We start from the raw sequence: 21,897 nt of genomic DNA, 5'->3' as shown, positions 1-21,897 counted from the left end.
AATCGCGGCACTGTCAGAGGTTAGCCGCCACCCGGAAGCCGGCGTGCCCGGTGCTGCTCGCGGGGTCGCTCCCGCTGCGTGCCGCGACGCGGTACCGCTCGCAGTACGACGCGTGGCACAGGAACGAACCGCCGCGCATGACCCGGTGCGCCCCCGCCTCCGGCCCCGCCGGCGCCCGCCGGGGCGAGCGTCGGTAGTAGCCCGGGTCGTGCCAGTCGGCGCACCACTCCCAGACGTTGCCGGTCATGTTGTGGAGCCCGTGGCCGTTGGGTGGGTACGCCGTGACCGGGGCGGTGCCGTCGTAGCCGTCCGCCGCGGTGTCGTGCCCCGGGAACTGTCCCTGGAACACGTTCATCCGGTGCGTGCCACCGGGTTCGAGCTCGTCGCCCCACGGGAAGGTGGCACCCTCGAGCCCGCCGCGGGCGGCGTACTCCCACTCGGCCTCGGTGGGGAGCCGGGTGCCGCTCCACGCGCAGTAGGCCGTCGCATCCGTCCAGGACACGTGCACGACCGGGTGGCCGGCTCGGCCCTCGACCGTGGAGTGCGGTCCCTCGGGGTGTCGCCAATCGGCGCCGAGGACCTGGCGCCACCACGGGGCGGCGGCCACCCCGGCCGTGTCCGGGAAGTCGTCCGGGAGGTGGCCGGCGAAGACGAAGGACCAGCCGTACCTCTCGGCGTCGGTGCGGTGGCCGGTGGCGTCGACGAAGGCTGCGAAGCGCTCATTGTCCACCGCCACGGAGTCGATCCGGAACGAGGGGACCTCCACCTCGTGGACCGGACCCTCGCCGTCCGCCGGGTCGGCCCCGGCGTGCTCGCTCCCCATGGCGAAGTGGCCGCCGGGCACCAGCACGAGGGTCTCGGGCTCCGACGGGCGGCTGTCCCGCGAGGCCGCCGGACCTCGAGCGGGGTGCGCCTCGGCCGCCGGGCCCCGCGAAGGAGCACAGCAGCCGTGGGCGTCCGTACCGCTCCCGTCCGCGCGAGTCTCCGGGTCCAGCATGGAGGTCCCTTCGGCCAGCGGCGAGGGGTTTCGCCGGTCCCGACGCTAGGAGCACGCGTCGGAGCCTGCCTCACCCCTCCCGGGTGAGGTGTCTGCCGCCCGGCTCACGCGGGCGGCGGGAGCTCCCGCGCGAAGAGCTCCTCCAGGAAGGCCAGGTCGGGGTCGCGCAGGCCCACGGAGTCGTGGCGCCACCACACCTCGGGGTAGACCACCCGTCCGGCCATCCAGTCCTCGGACCCGGGGTGCAGCACCACCTGGAACGCCGCGTCGGGCGTACGCCGCGAGGGCGCCTCGCACCCGTGGGCGCTGGCTCTCGAGAAGCCGCGAGGACCGTAGAAGGCCGGGCTCCCCTCGAGGAAGAGCGCCGGACCGCCCAGCGCCTCGGAGGCGCTCACGGCCGCGCGCACGAGCGCTGTACCGATCCCCCGCTGCTGCACGTCGGGCGCCGTGCTCAGCGGGCTGAGCATCGCAGCCTCGACCAGAGCCCGGCGGGCGTCGATCCAGCACCGGCTGATGCCCACGTGCCCCACGACGCGGCCGTCCGCGACGGCGACCAGCTCGACCAGCACGTGCCCGCTCGCCCGCACGTCGGGCCAGAGGGCGGCCACCTTGTCGCCCTCCGCGGGGTCCTCGGCGCCGAAGGCGTCCCGGATCACCCGGTCGATACCGGCCCGGTCGTCCTCGGTGGCGGCACGTACGACGGTCCGGTCGGCCTCGCTCACCGGCCCAGGGTATCCGGGCGCTCGACCCGCTCCCGCAGCCCCGCGGCGAGCCCGGCGACGGTCAGGACGTCGACGAACCCGCCGCCGACCTCGGCGAGCCGGACGCGGCGTACCGGCCCGAGCCGCAACCGCAGGTGGACGCGCGTGCCCGCGGACTCCGGTGACAGGTGCAGGCACCACGTGAGGTCGGTGCGCCCGCGGCGAGAGGTGTAGAGAAGCAGCCGCGGCGCCTCGACCGCAGCGACCGTGAAGGTCGCGTCCGCTCCTCCCCAGTCGGGGACGACGTCGCCCACCCGGTGCTCGAGCAGCACCGGGTCGAGGTGGCGCAGCGCCCGGCGTGAGCGGGGCACGCAGCTCTCGACCGCGGCCGGGAGGTACCACCCGGCACGCCGCTTGCCGAGCTGCACCAGCCACGGCCACACCTCGCCGGGCGCGGCCGCGAGGGAGAAGCCGCGGTCCATGACCACGTCGGCTGCGACCAGCTCGTCGCCGGGCAGGGACGCGGCCCGCTCCGCGGGGGTGGCCCGGCACAGGTCCACGACGATCAGCCAGCGAGGAACGAGAACCGCACGTCGCGCTGCGCGTTGTCGACGTTGAGGTCCACCAGGCAGACGCTCTGCCAGGTGCCGAGCGCGAGGTGCCCGCCGAGGACGGGCACGGAGCAGTACGGCGGCACGAGGGCCGGCATCACGTGCGAGCGGCCGTGCCCGGGCGACCCGTGCCGGTGCCGCCACCGGTCGTCGGCAGGCAGCAGGTCACCGAGCGCGGCGAGCAGGTCGTCGTCGGACCCGGCGCCGGTCTCGAGGATCGCCAGCCCGGCGGTGGCGTGCGGGACGAAGACGTGCAGCAGCCCGTCGCCGCGACCGTCCACGAAGGCCGCCGCGTCGCGGGTCAGGTCGAGGACGACCTCCTGGCCGCCGGTGCGGTAGGACCGGACCTCACTCTCCACGGAGGGTCTCCTCGATGCGCTCCACCTTGGCGGTGAGCTGCCCGTCGTACCCGGGACGGATGTCGGCCTTGAGCACCAGGCCCACGCGTGGGGAGACCTCGGCGACGACGTCGACGGCCCGCTTGACCACGGCCATCACCTCGTCCCACTCCCCCTCGATGTTGGTGAACATCGCGTTGGTCTCGTGCGGCAGGCCCGACTCGCGCACCACGCGGACGGCGGCCGCGACGGCCTCGGTGACCGACCCGCTCGGGTCGCTGGACGTCGGGGAGATCGAGAAGGCAACGAGCATGACCCCACCGTACGACGCGCGCAGCGGCCGCGACGTCGGCCGTCAGGTCCGCTCGGCGGGCTCGCGCACCAGCCCCGCGCGCAGCCGGGCGACGGCGTCGCGGGCGTGCGACTTGACCGTGCCCACGGAGATGCCGAGGAGGTCCGCGGTCTCCGCCTCGGTGCGGTCCTCGTAGTAGCGGAGCACCACCACGGCGCGCTGCCGCGGCGAGAGCTCCGCCAGGGCGGCGCGCACCCAGAGCAGGTCGTCGTGGTCGGGCGACTCGGCGAGCACCTCGGGCAGTGCGTCGGAGGTGACCTCGCGCCACCGCCGGCGTCGCCACCGCGAGATGTTCTCCCGGACGAGGACGCGACGGAGGTAGGGCTCGGGGTCGTCCGCGATGCGTCGCCAGTGCGGCACCACCTTGACCAGGGCCATCTGGACGAGGTCCTCGGCGTCCTGGGCGTGCCCGGTCAGCAGGTAGGCGGTGCGCAGCAACGCGGCCTGGCGGGCCACGACGAAGGCCTCGAACGAGTCAGGAGCGGTCACGACGACGCCTCACCGCCAGCCCCGCCCGGACGAGCAGCAGGACCGCCCCGGCGATGGCGAGCCCGACGAGTCGGTGGTCAGGGGCGAAGGGGGCGTCCGGCGCGTCCACCAGGTCGGCGGACCAGACCCCGGACGCGAAGCTGTCGGGCACGTTGCCGTGGAACTCCGCGAGGGGCCCGACGACGTCTCCCGAGCGGACGTCCACGACCTGCGCGATCACGCGCTGCGTGCCGTCCGACGTGGCCGTCGCGTCGACCAGCACCTCGGTCGGGCCACGCCAGCCGAGCACGGACCAGGCCAGCACGTCTCCCACCGGCGCGAGACGGACCGCGCCGGTGTCGGCGTCCACCTCCCCCACCAGGACCGGGTGCGGGACGTCGTCGTACACGGACGGATCCTCGTGCAGCACTCCGGCGAGCAGGCCCGACTGGCTGAGGGCAGGGGTTGTGCTCTGCTGGAACAGGAGGTCCTGGTCGAACGAGATCCTGCGGGCGACCTCGTCCCCCACGAGCAGGCGCAGCGACCCGTCCCGCCCCGGCACCAGCGCCCCACCGGGCGCGCTGCCGCTCGCGTGCATCGAGACCCCCACGCCCTCGCGGGTCCGACGATCGTCCGACGTCGGGTCCCACGTGTGCACGGACAGGCGTGCCGAGCTCATGCCGCCCCGTTCCTCGTCCGTGCCTCCGGCCGCGAAGTCGCCGCCCACCCACCACAGCACATCCCCGGCCCACACCAGGCCGGAGGTCATCAGCCCGTGCGGGGTCCCGGTGTCCCAGCGCTGGACGTTCCCCGTGACCAGGTCGAGCACGGCCACGCCCACGGCCGGGTCCGCGTCGCCCTGGACGATCGGTTCGTCGGTGGTCGCCCCGGTGTACCAGTAGGCAAGCAGCCGACCGTCCTCCGACAGCGCCGGGTCGGCCTCCGACCCGACGACAGCGTCGGGCAGGTCGAGGAAGCGGGACTCCCCCGTCGTGCCGGAGACCCCCCACCAGGCGTTGCGAGGGTTGAGGAGGCCTCCGCGGACACCGGGCCCGACCGCGACCAGCGGCCCGGGCGGCCCGTCGAAGGCGGGCTCCCACTCGCCCGGCTGGCGGAACACGTCGGGGAGCCGCAGCTCCGTGGCGGCGGTCGAGGCCACGTCGACGCCGTCGGGCGCGAGCACCGGTCCGGCGGCGACCCCGCCGAGGCCGGCCAGCACGACGAGCGCCCCGGTGCCCGCGAGCCAGTGGCGCACCTGTCGCCGCCTGCCGCGTCGCCACAGGTCGCCGGGCGCGCCGACGTACCTCGGCGCCTCGTCGGAGAGCCGCTCGAGCCGGTCCTTCACGTGCATGGTCATGGGAGCTCCTGGTCCGGGAAAGCCTCACACGTCCACACGCGTCGAGCAGGCCGTACGGAGGGGTGCCACGAGAGGAATTTCTTGTGGACACCTCTGCGGGTGGAAACACCTTGTGCACAAGACGCTAGGTTGAAAAGGCAACCGAGTGTTCCACGAGGGGACACCCGACGACGGAAGGACCGACGTGGCTGAAGTCACCGCCAACTCCGGACTGCTGAGCAAGACCAAGGTGCACGTGGACGACACCGGCGGCAGCGGCCGCCCCGTCGTCCTGATCCACGGCTGGCCGCTGTCGGCCGAGTCGTGGAGCGAGCAGACCGGCGCCCTGCGCGACGCCGGCTACCGCGTCGTCGCCTACGACCGCCGCGGCTTCGGTCGCAGCGACAAGCCCTCCGGCGGCTACGACTACGACACCCTCGCCGACGACCTCGACGGCGTGCTCTCCGAGCTCGAGCTGACCGACGTGACCCTGGTCGGCTTCTCGATGGGTGGCGGCGAGGTCGCGCGGTACGTCGCGAAGCACGGCCAGGACCGGCTGCACTCGGTGGTGTTCGCCGCCGCCGTCCCGCCGTACCTCCTCAAGACCGACGACAACCCCGACGGCCCCCTCACCGAGGAGGCCGCCGGCGAGATGGAGCAGGGGCTCAAGGACGACCGGACGACGTTCTTCGACGGCTTCACGAAGGACTTCTTCTCCGTCGACGGCGAGCTCAAGGTCACCGAGGAGCAGCGCCAGGACGCCATCAGGCTGAGCCACCAGAGCGACGAGAAGGCCGCGCTCGGCTGCATGGAGGCGTTCGGCACGACGGACTTCCGCGACGACCTGACCAAGGTCACCGTGCCCGCCCTGGTCATCCACGGTGACGGCGACGCCACGGTGCCCTTCGAGGGCTCGGGCCAGCGGACCCACGCGGCCATCCCCGGCTCCGAGCTCGTGGTCGTCGAGGGTGCGCCGCACGGCTTCAACGTCAGCCACGCCGCCGAGTTCAACCGGGCGCTGATCGACTTCCTCGCCCGCTGACGCACGACGTACGACGCGGGCACCGGCCGTGCGGTGCGGGTGTCAGGCCCCGATGCCTGGCTCCGGCACCGCGCCGGTTGGGTCCGGGGTGCCGCCGTTGCAGGTCACGCCGAACTCCGGCGCGGTGTGCCCGTCGCCGTACTCCTCGAGGAACAGGCCGAGCCGCTCGTCGCGCACCCCGTCCAGGGCCAGCTGCGCGCCCCAGACCGTGACGACCACGGGGGACGGCAGGTCCTCGCGCGGGGACATGATCCCGTTGTCGGGCAGCTGCTCGGCGAGCTCCTCCAGGTCGCGCTCGGAGAGCTCGGGGTCGTGGGTGATCCAGACCGTCCCGTGCTCGAGGTCGTGCACGGCGTTCTCGTCCCGCACGGGCACGTCGTAGACGCCGCAGTCCAGCCAGACAGGGGCGTGCGGCCCGCCGGCCGGCGGCGTGTGCGGGTAGTCGACGTCGCCGTCGGTGTGGCGCGTGTCGTCGATCTCCCACGTCTGCACGTCTGACAGGTCCAGCGGCGCCCGTTCGTAGCCGGCGACCCGCGCCACGAGCGGAGCCGCGAGCGCCCCGCCGATCACGACCACGGCCACCACGGAGGACAGGACCAGCAGGACCGGGGATCGTCGCTCCGGCCGGTCGTCCGTCTCGGTCTCGCTCACCGCGTCAGGCTACGGGGGCGGTCGAAGCAGCTCGCCCTCACCCGACGAGCGAGCGCACCAGCAGCACGACGGCCGACAGGGCGCACAGCGCCAGCACGCCACGTCGGAACCGCTCCCGGGGCAACCGGTGGTTGGCCAGGCTGCCCAGCGGGAACGCGATCGCGAGCAACGGCAGGTAGGCCACCGCCAGTGCGATCGACGAGCGGGGCAGCTCCCCCACGACGGCGAACCACACGACGCTCATCACCGAGCCGGCGACGAAGAACAGCGACAGCGTGCCGCGCACCTCACGGGGCGGTCGGTGGGCCATCACGATCGCCATCGGGGGTCCCCCCACGGCCACGGCAGTCCCCGCCGTACCGGCCACGAACCCGGCCCCGACCAGCGTCGCCGGCGTCTGCCGCACCTCCACGGTGTGGAGCGCCAGGGCGACCGCGACGAGCACCATCACCGCGACCGCCACCCCGAGCCAGCGACCGGCGATGGCGGTGACGAGCCAGACGCCGAGCAGCGTGCCCGGCACCCGGGCGGGCAGCGCCCAGGCCACGACCCGCCAGTCGACGTGGTGCCGCTCGACGACGAGGACGGCGGTCGAGACCGGCACGGCGAGGAGCAGCAGCAGGGTGGGGACCAGCTGGGGCTCCATCAGGGCGATCAACGGCGCCCCGAGGAGGCCGAGCCCCAGCCCGATCGTGGCCTGCACGAAGGCTCCGACCAGCACGATCAGTCCGATGACGGCGATCGTCCAGACCGGTACACCGACCCAGGTGGCGCCGAGGGCGTCGCCCAGGGCGGGGCTCACCCGGCGCGCGTCAGGGCGTGCCGCACGAGGTCGGCGCGGGCGGCCAGCTCGTCCGCCGGGGTGGGCGGGAGCATGTCGGCCCAGGCGGCCAGGTTGGAGCCACGGAGCTGGAGCACGCCCTCGGGGCGCGCCAGCAGCGTGACGGAGAGGTGGCCGGTGCCGTTCTCCCACTTGTTGACGTGGACGTTGCCCACGCCGTCGAGCGCCTTCATGGCGGCGTACGTGCGTCCGACGAGCCGCCCCAGCTCGACGTGCCCGTCGTCGTCGAGGTCGTCGAGCATCTCGTGGGACAACGACACGATGTTGGCGACGAAGACGAGGTTGCAGCCACCGGGGCGGATCACGCCGAGTCGGTCACCCCGGTGCAGCACGAGGTCCTCGCGTCCGAGCGCGGAGCAGCTCTTGCAGTCCTCCGGCGCCTTGCGGCGATCCGGCTCCGGGACGACGTACTCCTCGAGCGGGCGGACCCGCAGGCCCTCGCGCTCGAAGGGGAAGACCTCCCAGGACGCCATGGAGCCCGGGGACAGGCGACCGCCATCGCTGGCGGCCGCCCGTACCCGGGCCATGAAGTCCGACGACTCGGGCAAGGTCAGCCCTTGAGCAGGTTGCGCAGGACGTACTGCATGATCCCGCCGTTGCGGTAGTAGTTGGCCTCACCCGGGGTGTCGATGCGGACGGTGGCGTCGAACTCGACGTCGCCGGCCTTGACCTTCACCGTCTTGGGCGTGCTGCCGTCATTGAGCGCGGTGATCCCGGAGATCGAGAACGTCTCCTCGCCCGTCAGCCCGAGCGACTCGGCGCTCTGGCCCTCGGGGTACTGCAGCGGGATGACGCCCATGCCAATGAGGTTGGAGCGGTGGATGCGCTCGTAGGACTCCGCGATGACCGCCTTGACGCCGAGCAGCGAGGTGCCCTTGGCCGCCCAGTCGCGCGACGAGCCGGAGCCGTACTCCTTGCCCGCCAGGACGACCAGCGGGGTGCCCGCGGCGATGTAGTTCTCCGAGGCCTCGAAGACGCTCGTCACCTCGCCGCCGGCGGTGAAGTCGCGCGTCACGCCGCCCTCGGTGCCGGGGGCCAGCTGGTTGCGCAGCCGGATGTTGGCGAAGGTGCCGCGGATCATGACCTCGTGGTTGCCACGGCGCGAGCCGTAGGAGTTGAAGTCACGCTGGCCGACGCCGTGCTCGGCGAGGTAGCGACCGGCCGGGCTGTCCTTCTTGATCGCGCCCGCGGGGCTGATGTGGTCGGTCGTGACCGAGTCACCCAGCTTGAGCAGGACGCGGGCGCCGTCGATGTCCTCGACCGGCGTGGGCTCGTCGGGCATGCCGTCGAAGTACGGCGCACGGCGGACGTACGTCGAGTTCTCGTCCCACGCGAAGGTGTTGCCCTCGGGCGTGGGCAGCGACTGCCAGCGCTCGTCGCCGGCGAAGACGTCCTTGTAGGACTCGCCGAACATCTCCGAGTTGATGGCCTGCGCGATGGTCTCCTCGACCTCGGCAGGGCTCGGCCAGATGTCCTTGAGGTAGACGTCGTTGCCGTCCTGGTCCTGGCCCAGCGGGTCGTCGTACAGGTTGACGTCCATGGAGCCGGCCAGCGCGTAGGCGACGACCAGCGGCGGGGACGCGAGGTAGTTCATCTTGATGTCCGGGTTGATCCGGCCCTCGAAGTTGCGGTTGCCCGACAGCACGCTGGTGACGGCGAGGTCGGCCTCGTTGACCGCGGCCGAGACCTCGGGGATGAGCGGGCCCGAGTTGCCGATGCAGGTCGTGCAGCCGTAGCCGACGAGGTTGAAGCCGAGCTTGTCGAGGTAGGGCGTGAGGCCGGACCGGTCGTAGTAGTCGCTGACGACCTTGGAGCCGGGCGCGAGCGTGGTCTTGACCCACGGCTTGCGGGACAGGCCCTTGTCGACGGCGTTCTTGGCGAGCAGCGCCGCGCCGATCATCACGCTCGGGTTGGACGTGTTGGTGCACGACGTGATCGCGGCGATCGTGACGGCGCCGTGGCCGATCTCGAACTCCTGGCCGTCGAGGTTGACGGTGGCCGTCGCGCCCGGGTCGTCGGTGTAGTCGGCGAGGGCGGTGCGGAAGCCCTCCTTGGCCTTGGTGACCTCGACGCGGTCCTGGGGACGCTTCGGGCCGGCCAGCGACGGGACGACGGTGGAGACGTCGAGCTCGAGGCGCTCGCTGTAGCGGGGCTCGGCGTCCGGGTCGTGCCAGAGGCCCTGCTCCTTGGCGTAGGTCTCGACGAGCGCGAGCTGCTCCTCGGAGCGGCCCGTGAGGCGCAGGTAGTCGACCGTCTGCTGGTCGATCGGGAAGACCGCGATGGTCGAGCCGAACTCCGGGCTCATGTTGCCGATGGTGGCGCGGTTGGCCAGCGGGAGCGCGGAGACGCCGGGGCCGTAGAACTCGACGAACTTGCCGACGACGCCGTGCTTGCGCAGCATCTCGGTGATCGTGAGGACGAGGTCGGTCGCGGTCGCGCCCTCGGGCAGGTCGCCGTTGAGCTTGAAGCCCACGACCCGCGGGATGAGCATGCTGACCGGCTGGCCGAGCATCGCGGCCTCGGCCTCGATGCCGCCCACGCCCCAGCCGACGACGCCGATGCCGTTGACCATGGTGGTGTGGGAGTCGGTGCCGACGCAGGTGTCGGGGTAGGCCTGCAGCTCGCCGTCGACCTCACGCGTGAAGACGGTGCGGGCGAGGTGCTCGATGTTGACCTGGTGCACGATGCCGGTGCCGGGCGGGACGACCTTGAAGTCGTCGAAGGCGCCCTGGCCCCAGCGCAGGAACTGGTAGCGCTCGCGGTTGCGCTCGTACTCGATCTCGACGTTGCGCTCGAACGACTCGGGGGTGCCGAAGACGTCGGCGATCACGGAGTGGTCGATGACCATCTCGGCGGGCGCGAGCGGGTTGATCTTGGTCGCGTCGCCACCGAGCTCGGCCATCGCCTCGCGCATGGTGGCGAGGTCGACGACGCACGGGACGCCGGTGAAGTCCTGCATGATCACGCGCGCCGGCGTGAACTGGATCTCCTTGCTGGGGTCCGCGTCCGCGTCCCAGCCGGCGATCGCCTTGATGTCGTCGGCGGTGATGTCCGCACCGTCCTCCGTGCGGAGGAGGTTCTCGAGCAGCACCTTGAGCGAGAAGGGCAGGCTCTCGACGTCGAGACCCTCACCCACCACCTTGTCGAGGCGGAAGATCTCGTAGGACTTTCCGTCCACGTCCAGGGTGCTCTTGGCGCCGAAGCTGTCCTGACTGGCCATCAGCCACATCTCCTGTTGAGTCGTCGGGTCTGCACCCATCTTGCCCACGGACGTCGAGCCTGCGGAAGCAAGGCACACCTAACTTCGGGTGCGGGTGTTTATCTCGACATCAAGATACATGATGCCGAGAGAGGTGTCACGTGATGCCGGCCCGCGCGTCGAGCCGCTGGAGGAGGTCGTGGGCCGCGAGCTCCACCTGCTTGTGGCGCCACTCCGCGGCGCGGTAGACGCAGGCGATCAGGCCGCTGCGGTGGACCCGGCGCAGGTCGCCGTAGCCGAACGCGTAGCGGGCCTTGGTGCCGTCGTTCGCCCCGTCGGTCAGGCCGAGGTGCCACGCGGCGTACTCCTCCCAGGTGTGCCCCTCGAGGTAGGCGTTCTGCGCGGCCGCGTCGGGCTGGACCTCCCCCCAGTCGCTGTCGAGGACGTACTGGCGGGCCTCGATCAACTTGCGGGCGTGCCCGACCGAGGCCTCGTTGACGGCGTACGACGCCATGGCTCCCCCTCCGGCCGGCTCACTGGTGGATGTGGTCGCGCCAGTCGTCGGGCACCCGCCCGGCCGGCCCCGGGGCCGGCTGGTCATCGGGGTGCGAGGTCGGCGGTGCGAGCACCGGGCCCAGGACGCCCTTCTCGCGCACGAAGTCCCAGAACCAGTCCTCCCCCGGCTCGTAGCTCTGCATCACCGGGTGCGAGGTCTCGCGGTGGTGCGCCGTCGCATGCTGGCTCGGGGACGAGTCGCAGCATCCGACATGGCCGCACTGCGCACACCGGCGCAGATGCACCCACCACCCGCCGGCCTCCTCGCACTCCACGCACCCGGGACCGCTCGGCGGTGCGCTCGGGTCGAACCCGTTGTCGCTCATGGCGCGACGCTACCGACGCGGGGGCGCGAGCGCGAGGGTGGAGTTCCACTCGCCTGCGCGGAAATGCAGGGCTGGTCCCCGGTCACCGCCCGTAGTTCCACGCACCTGCGCGGATCTTCAGGGGCTGGTCCCCGAGGGGTCAGCGCACCAGCAGCGCGACGCACTCCACGTGGTGCGTCATCGGGAAGAGGTCGAAGGCGCGCAGCCGCTCGAGCCGGTAGCCGTGCTCGGCGAAGATCGCGAGGTCGCGGGCGAGGGCGGCGGGGTCGCAGGCGACGTACGCCACCGCGCGCGGGGCCCGGTCGACGACCTGCTCCACGACGACCCGCTTGGCGCCCTCGCGGGGCGGGTCGAGGACGACGAGGTCGAAGGGCTCGTCGTACGACGACGCGAGCACCCGGTCGACGGGCCCGTGCTCCACGACCGCGCCCTCGTGGCCGGCCAGGTTGGTGCGGGCGTGCGCGCACGCGGCCCGGTCACCCTCGACCGCGACCAGCCGGGAGCCGGTGCGTTCGCCGACGAAGCGGGCGAAGAGCCCCACGCCGGCGTACAGGTCGAGCACCCGCTCCCCCGGCTGCGGGTCGAGGAGCTCGAGCACCGTCGAGACGAGGACCGACGGCGCCCCCGGGTGCACCTGCCAGAACCCGTCGGGCTCCACCGCGAAGTCACGGCCCTCGACGGTCTCGGTGATCGGCGGGCCGGGCTCGGGGGTGCGGGCGTCGGGGTGGGCGATGAGGCAGTCGTCGACGGGTACGACGCGGCGCGAGCGGTGCGCCCGCAGGCCCCGACGGCCGTCGTCGGTGCGCGCCCACTGCATGCGGGTGCGCCAGCGCAGGCCGTGGTCGTCACCGGGGACGGCCTCGACCACGAGTCCCGCGACGAGCGGGTCGTCGGCCGGCAGGCGTCCGAGCCGGACCAGCTGCTCGCGCACCACCGCGGCCTTGAGGTCACGCTGCGCCGGCACCGCGACGTGCTGGAAGTCGCAGCCACCGCAGAGCCCGGGGCCGGCCACCGGGCACGGCGCCTCCACCCGGTCCGGCGACGGGGACAGCACCTCGACCGTGTCGCCGCGCCAGAAGCGGTCGCCGTCGGTGCCCTCGGTGATCTCGACGACCACCCGCTCCCCCGGCACCGCGTGCCGGGTGAAGACCACCCGGGACTCGGGCTCGGGCAGCCGGACGATGCAGTGCCCGCCGTGCGCCACCGGGCCCACCTCGGCCTCGAAGCGCTCCCCGACACGTGATCGCCCGCGCGCCCGGCGCGGCCTGGTGGACCGGCTCATCGCTCGTTGGGGTTGCGCTTGGAGTCGACGCGTCCGCGGCGCAGGTCCCCGGCGTGCACGCGGCCCTCCAGGGCCTCCTCGCGCTCGAGGGCGATGCGCGACGACCGCAGCTGGTAGGGCACGGAGATGACCATGACCCCGGGCGCGAACAGCAGCCGGCCCTTGAGGCGCAGTGCCGTCTGGTTGTGCAGCAGCTGCTCCCACCAGCGCCCGACGACGTACTCGGGGATGTAGACGGCGACCACCCCGCGGGGGTTGGACTTCCGGATCTCCTGGGCGTACTGGACGATCGGCCGGGTCACCTCGCGGTACGGCGAGTGCAGGACCTTGAGGGGGACGTCGATGTGCCGCTCGTCCCACTCCTCCATCAGCTTGGCCGTGGCCACCGGGTCGGTCGACACGTAGATCGCCTCGAGGGCGTTGGGCCGGGTCGCCTTGGCGAAGGCCAGCGCCCGCAGCGTGGGCTTGTGGAGCTTGGAGGTCAGCACGATCGCGTGCACGCGGGTCGGCATCACCTTGTCCTGCTCGTCGGCCGCGAGCTCGAGCTCGACGCGGTCGTAGTGCTTGGCGATGCCCTGCATGACGAGGAAGAAGAAGCCCATCGCGATGATCGTGATCCACGCGCCGGCGAGGAACTTGGTGATCAGCACGATCACCAGCACCACCGCGGTGAGGCCGAGGCCGAAGGTGTTGATGGCGCGCGAGCGCATCATCCGGCGCCGCACGGCCGGGTCGCGCTCCGTGCGCAGGTGCCGGGTCCAGTGCCGGATCATGCCGAGCTGGCTGAGGTTGAAGGACACGAAGACGCCGACGATGTAGAGCTGGATCAGCTTGGTGGTCTCCGCGTCGAAGGCCCAGATCAGCAGCATCGACATGACGGCCAGGAAGACGATGCCGTTGCTGTAGGCGAGGCGGTCGCCACGGGAGCCGAGCGAGCGCGGGGCCAGGCCGTCCTGCGCGAGGATCGAGCCGAGCACCGGGAAGCCGTTGAACGCCGTGTTGGCGGCCAGCACCAGGATCACGCCGGTCACCGACACCACGAAGTAGAAGCCGGGCGGGAACTGGTCGAAGACGCCCGCCGCGATCTGGGAGATCACCGGGTGCTGCTCGTAGCCCTCGGGCAGGGCGTCTCCGGTGGCCGTGCGCAGCCGCTCGAGCTCGTGCGGGTCGACGTAGCGGATGCTCATCTGCTTGGCGAGCACGATGACGCTCATCATCATGCTGATGGCGATGAGGCCCAGCAGGAGCAGCGTGGTGGCGGCGTTGCGGCTCTTCGGTCGCTGGAAGGCGGGGACGCCGTTGGAGATCGCCTCGACGCCGGTCAGGGCGGCACAGCCCGACGAGAAGGCGCGCGCCAGCAGGAAGAAGAGCGCCACCTGGGTCAGCGGCCCCTCCCAGCCCTCCTGGGGCTGGATCTGCAGCTGGGCGCTCTCGGCGTCGGGGAGGTCCCCGGCGAGCAGCCGCATCAGGCCGTAGGCGCACATGCCGAGGATGGCCACCATGAAGAGGTAGGTCGGGACGGCGAAGAACGTCCCGGACTCGCGCACCCCGCGCAGGTTGAGGGCGGCGAGGAGGGCCACTGCGACGCACGCGGCCAGCGCCTCGTGGCCGATCAGCGCCGGGATGGCCCCCGCGGCGTACTGGGCGGCAGAGGAGATCGACACCGCGACGGTGAGAACGTAGTCCACGAGCAGCGCGCTGCCCACGGTGATGCCGGCCGAGCGACCGAGGTTGACGGTGGCCACCTCGTAGTCGCCGCCGCCCGACGGGTAGGCGTGCACGGTCTGGCGGTAGGACGCCACGACGGTGAGCATCACCAGCGCGACGGCGAGGCCGATCTTCCAGGACCAGGCGTAGGCCGAGGCGCCGGCGACCGCGAGCATGATGAAGATCTCGTCCGGTGCGTACGCCACCGAGGAGAGGGCGTCGGAGGCGAAGACCGGCAGCGCGATGCGCTTGGGCAGCAGGGTCTCCCCCAGCTGGCTGCTCCGGAGCTTGCGCCCGAGCAGGATCCGTTTAGATACGTCGCCGACACCCACGAGCGGACAGCCTAGCCACCCTGGGGCGAGCCGTCGGGATCGCCGCCCGACTGGGATACGGTGCGTCCGTGCACGTCGTCATCATGGGATGTGGCCGGGTCGGCTCCACGCTGGCCCGCAGCCTCGAGGACCGCAACCACACGGTCGCAATCATCGACAGCGACCCCGACGCGTTCCGACGCCTGGGGCCGACCTTCAACGGCGACAAGGTCACCGGCTACGGCTTCGACCAGGAGGTCCTGGAGAAGGCCGGCATCCGTCGCGCCGACGCCTTCGCGGCGGTCTCGAGCGGCGACAACTCCAACATCATCGCCGCGCGTGTCGCCCGCGAGACCTTCGGGATCCAGCAGGTCGTCGCCCGCATCTACGACCCGGGTCGCGCCGAGGTCTACCAGCGCCTCGGCATCACCACGGTCGCCACGGTCAAGTGGACGGCCGACCAGGTGCTGCGCCGGATCCTGCCGGCGGGCGCCGAGCCGGACTTCCGCGACCCGTCGGGCACCATCCGCGTGGACCACATCCGCGTCCCCGAGCACTGGGTCGGCCAGCGCACCATCCACTTCCAGGAGCAGTCCCGCAGCCGCATCGCGTGGATCGACCGCCTGGGCGAGGGCATGCTGCCCACCCGCGACACCGTCATCCAGGAGGGCGACATGCTGCACCTCGTCATCCGCGAGGAAGGCGCCGCGCACGCCTACTCCGTGCTCGACCACGGACCGGAGGAGGGCTGACATGAGGGTCGCCATCGCCGGGGCCGGTGCCGTCGGCCGATCGATCGCTCGCGAGCTGATCGACAACGGCCACCAGGTCCTGCTCATCGACAAGTCCCCCTCGGCCATCCGGCCCGAGCGGGTGCCGAACGCCGAGTGGTTGCTCGCGGACTCCTGCGAGATGTCCTCGCTCGAGGAGGCCCAGCTCGACAAGTGCGACGTGGTCATCGCCGCCACGGGTGACGACAAGGCCAACCTCGTGACGTCGCTGCTCGCCAAGACGGAGTTCGGCGTGCCGCGCACCGTCGGTCGGGTCAACCACCCCAACAACGAGTGGCTCTTCACCGAGGCCTGGGGCGTCGACGTCAACGTGTCGACGCCGCGGATCATGTCCGCCCTGGTCGAGGAGGCCGTGACGGTCGGCGACCTCGTGCGCCTGTTCACCTTCCGCCAGGGCAACGCCAACCTGGTCGAGATGACGCTGCCGCCGGAGTCGCCGTACGTCGGCACCCCGAGCGGACTGGTGCCGTTCCCCGACAACTGCGCGCTGGTGACCATCCTGCGCGACGGGCAGGTCTACACCCCGTCCGCGGAGCAGCCCCTCGAGGCGGGCGACGAGCTGCTCTTCGTGGTGCCGGCCGACGTCGAGGAGGGGCTCGAGCGGCTCCTCTCGCCGCACAACCACGGCGGCTGAGCCCCCGGGTCCCGCAGCCGGGGGTCACTCGGCCGGCGCGGGCTCCATCGGGGTGTGGTTGCGGGCGAGCAGCCACACCATGCCACCGAGGGCGGCGAGCTGCAGCGGCCAGCCGAGGGCGATCTTCATGATGCCCAGGGCGGCGACGGCCGTGTCGGCGTCCATCGACCCCGACGTCCCGGCCAGCCAGACCGGCGCCTGCAGGGCGACCCGCACCACGCAGGGCAGGACCAGCATCCAGGTGAGCAGCGAGCAGAGCCGGACGACCTGCTTGTCGCGGTGCCAGGCGGTCGCATCACCGGTCACGCTGCCGACCATGAAGCCGACGAGCGGCCAGCCGATCACGATGGTGAAGACCAGCACCACGGTGTAGCCGGAGTTGTAGAGGATCCCGGGCAGGAAGTAGGCCAGCGCCTGGTCGTCGGCGCTGCCGCCGGCCGCAGCCGACCGCTGCACGAAGAACCATCCGATGCCGATGCCGACCAGCGCGTTGACGACGAACTGGACGCTGGAGCGCTGCACGAGGCGTACGACGAGCAGCACCAGCGCCGCCCCCACGCTGACGGCCAGCGCCAGCTGCATCTCGCGGGTGGTGAGCCACAGGACGGTGAACACGATGGTCGGGACGGCCGCCTCGACCATGCCCCGCCGGCCGCCGAGGGCCTGCGAGAGCTGCCGGCGCACGACCTCCTCGACCGTCTCGACGGAGGCGACATGGGACGGGGCGGACGGGGACGACGCGGACGGCTCGCTCACGGGATCAGCTCGTAGCGCGGGTTGAACACGACCCGGTGGCCGGTGGCCGTGCCGATGCGGCCCTCGACGTACATCGCGCGACCCGGCCCCACCCCGGCGATCCGGCGGCGGCCCAGCCACACGATCAGCACCACGCCGGTGCCGTCGTCGAGCTCGGCCTCCAGCGCCGGGACACCGCCGCGCGGGCGCAGCGTCACGGTCTTGACGGTGCCCCGCAGCCGCACGTGCTCCCGGTCGGGGGCATCAGCGATGCAGGTCTCGCCGGCGACGGTCGCGTGCGTCTTGCGGAGGTCCCGGGCGTGCTGGTCCTCCGAGTCGGCCCAGCGCGAGAGGCTGCGCCGCAGTCGGCTGCGGTGCGGGGACGGGCCGGCGGTGTCGGGCATGGCGATCAGTTGACCCGTCGAGCCTGCTCGGGCAGCACGACCGGCAGCGGCTCGCCGACCGGCATGGCGGTGGACCCGCGGCGTACGACGACCTGCGCGAGCGCGTCCTCCCACTCCTCGGCCCCGTCGGGCTCGAGCGCGGGGCGACCGAGCAGCGAGGCGCGGAGCATCCAGCGGTCGCCGTTGACCCCGATGATGCGCGACGGCTGGGTCGCCGGGGTGCCGTCGGGACGCTGGACGGGCACCTGGCACAGCAGCTCGGTGCCGAAACGCCCCTCGCGCTCGGTGGTCGTGCCACCACGCCGGGCGATGTCGGCGGCGATCTGGGGGCGCACGGTCGACCAGAGGTCGCCGTTGCGCGGTGCGGCGAACGCCTGGAACTCCAGGGCCCCGTCGGGGCCCGCGAGCATCACGGCCTGGACGGTGCCGGTCGGCTCGTCGACCTGCAGGCGCAGCTCGCGGCCCGGGGTGGGGGCGACCAGCAGGGACCCGAGGTCGACCCGCTCGACGCCGTCGCCGGCGACCTCGGACTCGTCGAACGGCCCGGAGCCGGTCGGTGCGACAGGGGCTGCGGTCTCGTCCCCGGTCGCGGCGGTGGTCTCACCGGCGGCGGACGGGGCGGACTCGTCCGGCGCCTGCGTGGGCTCGGCCTTGCGGCGGAACTTCACGAACAATCACTCCTTCATGACGACCCGGGTGGGCCGTGGGCATCCTTCGCGGTCCGTGGGGACCGGGGGCGAGCGGTCAGGGACGACCGAAGCCCCCTGTAGAACCGTAGCCCCCCTCGCCCCGCACGGAGTCGGGGAGTTGCCCGACCTCGACGAACCGGGCGCGTTCGAAGCGCTGGATCACCAGCTGGGCGATCCGGTCGCCGCGCCGCAGCTCCACCGCCTCGATCGGGTCGTGGTTGATCAGCATGACCTTGACCTCGCCGCGGTAGCCCGCGTCGACCGTCCCGGGGCTGTTGACGATCGAGAGCCCGTGGCGGGCCGCGAGCCCCGAGCGCGGGTGCACCAGCGCGACGTACCCGTCCGGCAGCGCGATGCCGATCCCGGTGGGCACCAGGGCCCGCTCCCCCGGTGCCAGCGTCACGTCGACGGTCGTGCGCAGGTCGGCCCCGGCGTCGCCGGGGTGGGCGTACGACGGCAGCGGCAGGTCGGGGTCGAGGCGCACGATCGCGACGTCGAGGTCGGTGGGGAGATCGGCGGGCAGATCGGTGGTGGGGAGCTCGTCGGGCACGGGCGGTGAATCTACCCGCAGGGGTGCCGCCTAGGCTCTGCGACGTGGAGTACGCGGAACGACTGGGCGTCCCGCTGCGCTGGTGGGTGCAGGGGACCATGCTGGTGGCCACGCTGTGGCTGGCCGTGGTGGTGGCGACCCCGCCCGTCGTGGCGTGGGCCGTCACCGGGCTCGCGATGGCGGGGCTGGTGGTCGCGTTCGTGTCGTACGGCGCGGCCCGGGTCGTCGTCGCCGACGGCCGCCTGCAGGCCGGCAAGGCCCGCATCGGGCTCGAGCACGTCGGCGAGGTGACCCCCCTCGACGCGGAGGAGATGCGGCGGGTGGCCGGGCAGGACGCCGACGCCCGCGCCTACCTGCTGCTGCGGCCCTACCTCAAGCGCGGCGTCCGCGTCGAGATCACGGACCCGGCCGACCCCACGCCGTACTGGCTCGTCAGCACCCGCCGTCCGGACCGCCTGGCGGCAGCGCTCATGGGGACCCGGTCCGCTGGGTAGGGTGCCTGTATGGCATCCAGCAGTAGCAACAACAGCAGCAAGGTCTGGTCGGTCTTCTCCCTCGCCGCGGCGCTCGGCGCCGCCGCCGTCGCGAAGAAGGGGCTCAACACCACCTGGCGCGCGGCGACCGGCAAGAACCCGCCGGCCAACCCGGCCGATCCCGACGTCGACGTGTGGGAGGCCGTGGCGTGGGCCGCGGTGAGCGGCACGCTCATCGCCATCGCCCGGATGCTGGCCACCCGCCGGGCGGCCAACTACTACACGAGGTCCACCGGCCACCTGCCGCCCGGGCTGCAGAAGGACGACCAGGACGCCGACAAGGCGCCCACCCCCACCAGCTGACCCACCGGCCGCCCCACGGGGCGGGCGCACGAAAGGCCGCGGACCCCTCGGGGTCCGCGGCCTTCGACGTGTGCGGTGCTGCCTGTCGCGGGGACGGCCGTCCCCGGCGCACTCGACTCAGATGCAGTCGCGGCAGATGAGGTTCTTCTCGTCCGCGAGCTGCGAGCGGTGGTGGACCAGGAAGCAGCTCATGCAGGTGAACTCGTCCTCCTGCCGGGGCATCACCTCGACGGCGAGCTCCTCGTGCGACAGGTCGGCACCGGGCAGCTCGAAGGACTCGGCCGCCTCGGCCTCGTCCTCGTCGACCTTGCCCGAGTTCTTGTCGTGCCGCCGCGCCTTGAGCTCCTCGATGCTCTCTTCGCTCTGGTCCTCTTCGGTCTTGCGTGGCGCGTCGTAGTCAGTAGCCATTGCTCCCTCTCCCATGCCGAGCGATCCACGTCGTCAGCGCAAAATTGGATCGTTCATCCTCTTCGTCGCGGGTGGATTGTGCACCATGACCGGCGCATGCGCCACGCCGGTCTCGACGTGTCGCCGCAACACGCCTCAGACCGCCGGTATTCCCCGCCCCGTCAGGGGTGGTCGGCCACGAAACCCGCCGCCTCCAGGGCGCCGAGGAAGTCGTCCCAGCCGTCGGCCGGGGCTGCCGCGATCACGGACCGCTCCGGCCAGTCCGGAGTGGCCGCCATCTGCGCCTCCACGGGGGCCAGGTGGTCGCTCATCCGGCCCGGCAGGCGGGCGAACACGGCCCCGGCCTCGGTGGCGACCAGGGACGCCGCCGCCCAGTCCCACCGGGCCGGCCCCTCCTCGACGTACGCGTCCCCGCTCCCGTCGGCGACGTGGCACAGGTCGAGCGAGCAGGAGCCCATGCGACGAACGTCACGGACCTGCGGCAGCAACCGGGCGACCGACGCGACCTGGTGGGCACGCACCTCGGTGCGGTAGCCGAAACCGGTCAGGACCAGCATCTCGGCCAGCGGCGGAGCGGGTCGGACCGAGATGGGGACGCCGTCGCGGGTGGCACCGTGGCCGCGGGCGGCGGCGTACTCGACCCCGGTCGGGATCGTGACGACGACGCCGGCGACGACCTCGTCCCCGACCTCCGCGGCGATCGAGACCGCGCAGTCGGGCAGGCCGTAGAGGTAGTTGACGGTGCCGTCGATCGGGTCCACGACCCACCGGACCCCGCTGGTCCCGGGGTGGTCGTCGCCCTCCTCCCCCAGGATCGCGTCGTCGGGGCGCTGCTCGAGGATCCGACGCCGCACGAGCGCCTCCACGGCACGGTCGGCCTCCGTGACGACGTCGACGGCGCTGGACTTGGTGTCGGCCACGTCGATGCCGCCGTGGCGCATGCGACGGGCCAGGTCGGCGCCCTCGCGGGCGATGGTGGAGGCGATGTCGCGCAGCTCTACCGGGTCGTGGGACATCAGTCGGACCCGCAGAGCGCCGGGCGCGGGCCACGCGGGTTGGGGCAGCACCCGGCCGCGCAGATCTCGCGCCAGGGCCTCTGGTCGCCGACCGTGCTGCGGGCGACCTCCTCGCCCCGCTCGACCGCCGCACGCTCGACCAGCAGGTCGCGCACCATGGCGACGAAGCGCGGGTCGATGCCCGGGGTGGCGGCGCGGACGGCCTCGATGCCTACCTTCTCGGCGGTGGCCATCGCCTCGGTGTCGAGGTCGTAGATGACCTCCATGTGGTCGGAGACGAAGCCGACCGGGATCATCACGGCGGCGGCGACGCCGCGCTTGGCAAGGGCCTCGAGGTGGTCGTTGACATCGGGCTCCAGCCAAGGGGTGCGCGGGTCGCCGGAGCGGGAGCAGTAGACGAGCTCGTGCTTGTGGCGGCGGCCGGTCTCCTGACGCACCCGGCCGGTGATCTCCTCGGCCACCGCGAGGTGCTGGCGCACGTAGGCGTTGCCGCCCTCGAGCGGCGGCCCGCTGGACTCGGCCATGGACGTGGGGATGGAGTGGGTGACGAAGACCAGCTCGGCGCCCTCGCGGACCGCGTCGGGGAGGTCGGCCATCGCCGCCAGCGTGGCGTCCACGACGGGCTCCACGAAGCCCGGGTGGTTGTAGTACTGCCGGAGCCGCTCGAGGCGCGGGGCCCCCTCGACCGCGGCGACAGCATCCGCGAGGTTCTCGCGGTACTGACGGCACGAGGAGTACGACGAGTACGCCGACGTGGTGATCACCGCCGCGCGCTGGATGCCGTCGTCACGCATCTGGGTCAGGGTGTCGGCCAGGTACGGGTCCCAGTTGCGGTTGCCCCAGTAGACCGGGAGGTCGATGCCGCTGCCGGCGAGGTCCTCGCGGATGGCCGCGAGCAGGTCGCGGTTCTGGTCGTTGATCGGGCTGCGACCGCCGAAGAGGAAGTAGTGCTCCCCCACCTCCTCGAGCCGCTCACGGGGGATGCCGCGTCCGCGGGTGACGTTCTCGAGGAACGGCACGACGTCGTCCGGCTTCTCCGGACCGCCGAAGGAGAGGAGCAGGAGGGCGTCGTACGGCGACACATCGGGATTCATGTCGCCAGCCTAGTGAGGCCTAG

General features: G+C 72.5%; 27 protein-coding genes. 5 read left to right on the top strand and 22 right to left on the bottom strand.

Going from position 1 to position 21,897, the window contains the following annotated elements:
- Window positions 1-13: 13 nt before the first annotated feature.
- From ASG88_RS03905 to ASG88_RS03875, 7 genes are all read right to left on the bottom strand, one after another.
- Window positions 14-997 carry a formylglycine-generating enzyme family protein gene (locus ASG88_RS03905; protein ID WP_082599876.1) on the bottom strand — a complete coding sequence of 328 codons (984 nt, stop codon included), beginning with the start codon at window positions 995-997 and terminating at the stop codon, window positions 14-16.
- Window positions 998-1,101: 104 nt separating this feature from the next.
- The gene (locus ASG88_RS03900; protein ID WP_056886125.1) at window positions 1,102-1,719 is read right to left on the bottom strand and encodes a GNAT family N-acetyltransferase; all 618 of its coding nucleotides are present in this window, start codon (window positions 1,717-1,719) and stop codon (window positions 1,102-1,104) included.
- Window positions 1,716-2,258 (bottom strand): hypothetical protein, encoded by a 543-nt coding sequence (locus tag ASG88_RS22890; protein ID WP_056886124.1) that lies wholly within the window; start codon window positions 2,256-2,258, stop codon window positions 1,716-1,718. The genes ASG88_RS03900 and ASG88_RS22890 overlap by 4 nt, the downstream gene beginning before the upstream one ends.
- A gap of 5 nt (window positions 2,259-2,263) precedes the next feature.
- Window positions 2,264-2,668 (bottom strand): YjbQ family protein, encoded by a 405-nt coding sequence (locus ASG88_RS03890; protein ID WP_056886123.1) that lies wholly within the window; start codon window positions 2,666-2,668, stop codon window positions 2,264-2,266.
- Window positions 2,658-2,960 carry an MTH1187 family thiamine-binding protein gene (locus ASG88_RS03885; protein WP_056886122.1) on the bottom strand — a complete coding sequence of 101 codons (303 nt, stop codon included), beginning with the start codon at window positions 2,958-2,960 and terminating at the stop codon, window positions 2,658-2,660. The genes ASG88_RS03890 and ASG88_RS03885 overlap by 11 nt, the downstream gene beginning before the upstream one ends.
- A gap of 42 nt (window positions 2,961-3,002) precedes the next feature.
- Window positions 3,003-3,488 (bottom strand): SigE family RNA polymerase sigma factor, encoded by a 486-nt coding sequence (locus ASG88_RS03880; protein WP_056886121.1) that lies wholly within the window; start codon window positions 3,486-3,488, stop codon window positions 3,003-3,005.
- Window positions 3,475-4,824, bottom strand: coding sequence for a hypothetical protein (locus tag ASG88_RS03875; protein ID WP_056886120.1), 1,350 nt, complete (start codon window positions 4,822-4,824; stop codon window positions 3,475-3,477). Before ASG88_RS03875 ends, ASG88_RS03880 begins: the two co-directional genes overlap by 14 nt.
- Window positions 4,825-5,008: 184 nt before the next feature.
- On the opposite strand from ASG88_RS03875, the gene ASG88_RS03870 reads away from it, so the two are divergent.
- Entirely contained in the window at window positions 5,009-5,845 is an 837-nt protein-coding gene (locus tag ASG88_RS03870; protein WP_056886119.1) for an alpha/beta fold hydrolase, read from the top strand.
- 42 nt (window positions 5,846-5,887) lie between these two features.
- Here the strand turns inward: ASG88_RS03870 and ASG88_RS03865 are convergent, their stop codons facing one another.
- The 8 genes from ASG88_RS03865 to ASG88_RS03830 all read right to left on the bottom strand — a co-directional run bounded on the left by ASG88_RS03865 (window position 5,888) and on the right by ASG88_RS03830 (window position 14,738).
- Window positions 5,888-6,496: a DUF3105 domain-containing protein gene (locus ASG88_RS03865; protein ID WP_056886118.1), complete on the bottom strand. Its 609-nt coding sequence runs from the start codon at window positions 6,494-6,496 to the stop codon at window positions 5,888-5,890.
- Window positions 6,497-6,533: 37 nt separating this feature from the next.
- Window positions 6,534-7,298 (bottom strand): sulfite exporter TauE/SafE family protein, encoded by a 765-nt coding sequence (locus ASG88_RS03860; protein WP_056886117.1) that lies wholly within the window; start codon window positions 7,296-7,298, stop codon window positions 6,534-6,536.
- Complete coding sequence (locus ASG88_RS23285) at window positions 7,295-7,885, bottom strand: hypothetical protein (RefSeq protein WP_056886116.1); 591 nt, start codon at window positions 7,883-7,885, stop codon at window positions 7,295-7,297. Before ASG88_RS23285 ends, ASG88_RS03860 begins: the two co-directional genes overlap by 4 nt.
- A gap of 2 nt (window positions 7,886-7,887) precedes the next feature.
- Window positions 7,888-10,557 (bottom strand): aconitate hydratase AcnA, encoded by a 2,670-nt coding sequence (gene acnA, locus ASG88_RS03850; RefSeq protein WP_056886205.1) that lies wholly within the window; start codon window positions 10,555-10,557, stop codon window positions 7,888-7,890.
- A 136-nt stretch (window positions 10,558-10,693) separates the two neighbouring features.
- Window positions 10,694-11,050: a hypothetical protein gene (locus ASG88_RS03845; RefSeq protein ID WP_056886115.1), complete on the bottom strand. Its 357-nt coding sequence runs from the start codon at window positions 11,048-11,050 to the stop codon at window positions 10,694-10,696.
- 19 nt (window positions 11,051-11,069) lie between these two features.
- Entirely contained in the window at window positions 11,070-11,417 is a 348-nt protein-coding gene (locus ASG88_RS03840; RefSeq protein ID WP_056886114.1) for a UBP-type zinc finger domain-containing protein, read from the bottom strand.
- Window positions 11,418-11,556: 139 nt separating this feature from the next.
- Window positions 11,557-12,699 carry a class I SAM-dependent RNA methyltransferase gene (locus tag ASG88_RS03835; RefSeq protein WP_056886113.1) on the bottom strand — a complete coding sequence of 381 codons (1,143 nt, stop codon included), beginning with the start codon at window positions 12,697-12,699 and terminating at the stop codon, window positions 11,557-11,559.
- Complete coding sequence (locus ASG88_RS03830; RefSeq protein WP_056886112.1) at window positions 12,696-14,738, bottom strand: APC family permease; 2,043 nt, start codon at window positions 14,736-14,738, stop codon at window positions 12,696-12,698. Before ASG88_RS03830 ends, ASG88_RS03835 begins: the two co-directional genes overlap by 4 nt.
- Before the next feature lie 68 nt (window positions 14,739-14,806).
- On the opposite strand from ASG88_RS03830, the gene ASG88_RS03825 reads away from it, so the two are divergent.
- Both ASG88_RS03825 and ASG88_RS03820 read left to right on the top strand, forming a co-directional pair.
- Window positions 14,807-15,469 (top strand): potassium channel family protein, encoded by a 663-nt coding sequence (locus tag ASG88_RS03825; protein WP_056886111.1) that lies wholly within the window; start codon window positions 14,807-14,809, stop codon window positions 15,467-15,469.
- Window position 15,470: 1 nt separating this feature from the next.
- Complete coding sequence (locus ASG88_RS03820; RefSeq protein ID WP_056886110.1) at window positions 15,471-16,142, top strand: potassium channel family protein; 672 nt, start codon at window positions 15,471-15,473, stop codon at window positions 16,140-16,142.
- A 24-nt stretch (window positions 16,143-16,166) separates the two neighbouring features.
- Here ASG88_RS03820 and ASG88_RS03815 read toward each other — a convergent pair whose 3' ends face one another.
- From ASG88_RS03815 to dut, 4 genes are all read right to left on the bottom strand, one after another.
- Window positions 16,167-16,898 (bottom strand): DUF3159 domain-containing protein, encoded by a 732-nt coding sequence (locus ASG88_RS03815; RefSeq protein ID WP_200956339.1) that lies wholly within the window; start codon window positions 16,896-16,898, stop codon window positions 16,167-16,169.
- Window positions 16,895-17,281 (bottom strand): OB-fold nucleic acid binding domain-containing protein, encoded by a 387-nt coding sequence (locus ASG88_RS03810; protein ID WP_056886109.1) that lies wholly within the window; start codon window positions 17,279-17,281, stop codon window positions 16,895-16,897. The genes ASG88_RS03815 and ASG88_RS03810 overlap by 4 nt, the downstream gene beginning before the upstream one ends.
- A gap of 5 nt (window positions 17,282-17,286) precedes the next feature.
- Window positions 17,287-17,949 (bottom strand): DUF3710 domain-containing protein, encoded by a 663-nt coding sequence (locus ASG88_RS03805; RefSeq protein ID WP_235534714.1) that lies wholly within the window; start codon window positions 17,947-17,949, stop codon window positions 17,287-17,289.
- A 76-nt stretch (window positions 17,950-18,025) separates the two neighbouring features.
- The gene (gene dut / locus ASG88_RS03800) at window positions 18,026-18,493 is read right to left on the bottom strand and encodes a dUTP diphosphatase (protein ID WP_157559546.1); all 468 of its coding nucleotides are present in this window, start codon (window positions 18,491-18,493) and stop codon (window positions 18,026-18,028) included.
- Window positions 18,494-18,564: 71 nt separating this feature from the next.
- On the opposite strand from dut, the gene ASG88_RS03795 reads away from it, so the two are divergent.
- Window positions 18,565-19,014, top strand: coding sequence for a DUF3093 domain-containing protein (locus tag ASG88_RS03795; RefSeq protein WP_056886106.1), 450 nt, complete (start codon window positions 18,565-18,567; stop codon window positions 19,012-19,014).
- Between the two features lie 9 nt (window positions 19,015-19,023).
- Window positions 19,024-19,356, top strand: coding sequence for a DUF4235 domain-containing protein (locus tag ASG88_RS03790; RefSeq protein WP_056886105.1), 333 nt, complete (start codon window positions 19,024-19,026; stop codon window positions 19,354-19,356).
- Between the two features lie 117 nt (window positions 19,357-19,473).
- Here the strand turns inward: ASG88_RS03790 and ASG88_RS03785 are convergent, their stop codons facing one another.
- The 3 genes from ASG88_RS03785 to ASG88_RS03775 all read right to left on the bottom strand — a co-directional run bounded on the left by ASG88_RS03785 (window position 19,474) and on the right by ASG88_RS03775 (window position 21,874).
- Window positions 19,474-19,764, bottom strand: a complete 291-nt coding sequence (locus ASG88_RS03785; protein ID WP_056886104.1) for a DUF4193 domain-containing protein — start codon at window positions 19,762-19,764, stop codon at window positions 19,474-19,476.
- Between the two features lie 161 nt (window positions 19,765-19,925).
- Complete coding sequence (locus ASG88_RS03780) at window positions 19,926-20,780, bottom strand: inositol monophosphatase family protein (protein ID WP_056886103.1); 855 nt, start codon at window positions 20,778-20,780, stop codon at window positions 19,926-19,928.
- Complete coding sequence (locus tag ASG88_RS03775) at window positions 20,780-21,874, bottom strand: ferrochelatase (protein ID WP_056886102.1); 1,095 nt, start codon at window positions 21,872-21,874, stop codon at window positions 20,780-20,782. Before ASG88_RS03775 ends, ASG88_RS03780 begins: the two co-directional genes overlap by 1 nt.
- Window positions 21,875-21,897: the final 23 nt, after the last annotated feature.

Source organism: Nocardioides sp. Soil777 (assembly GCF_001428425.1).
Classification (GTDB): domain Bacteria; phylum Actinomycetota; class Actinomycetes; order Propionibacteriales; family Nocardioidaceae; genus Nocardioides; species Nocardioides terrigena.
This window is presented reverse-complemented; position numbering and strand designations above follow the sequence as displayed.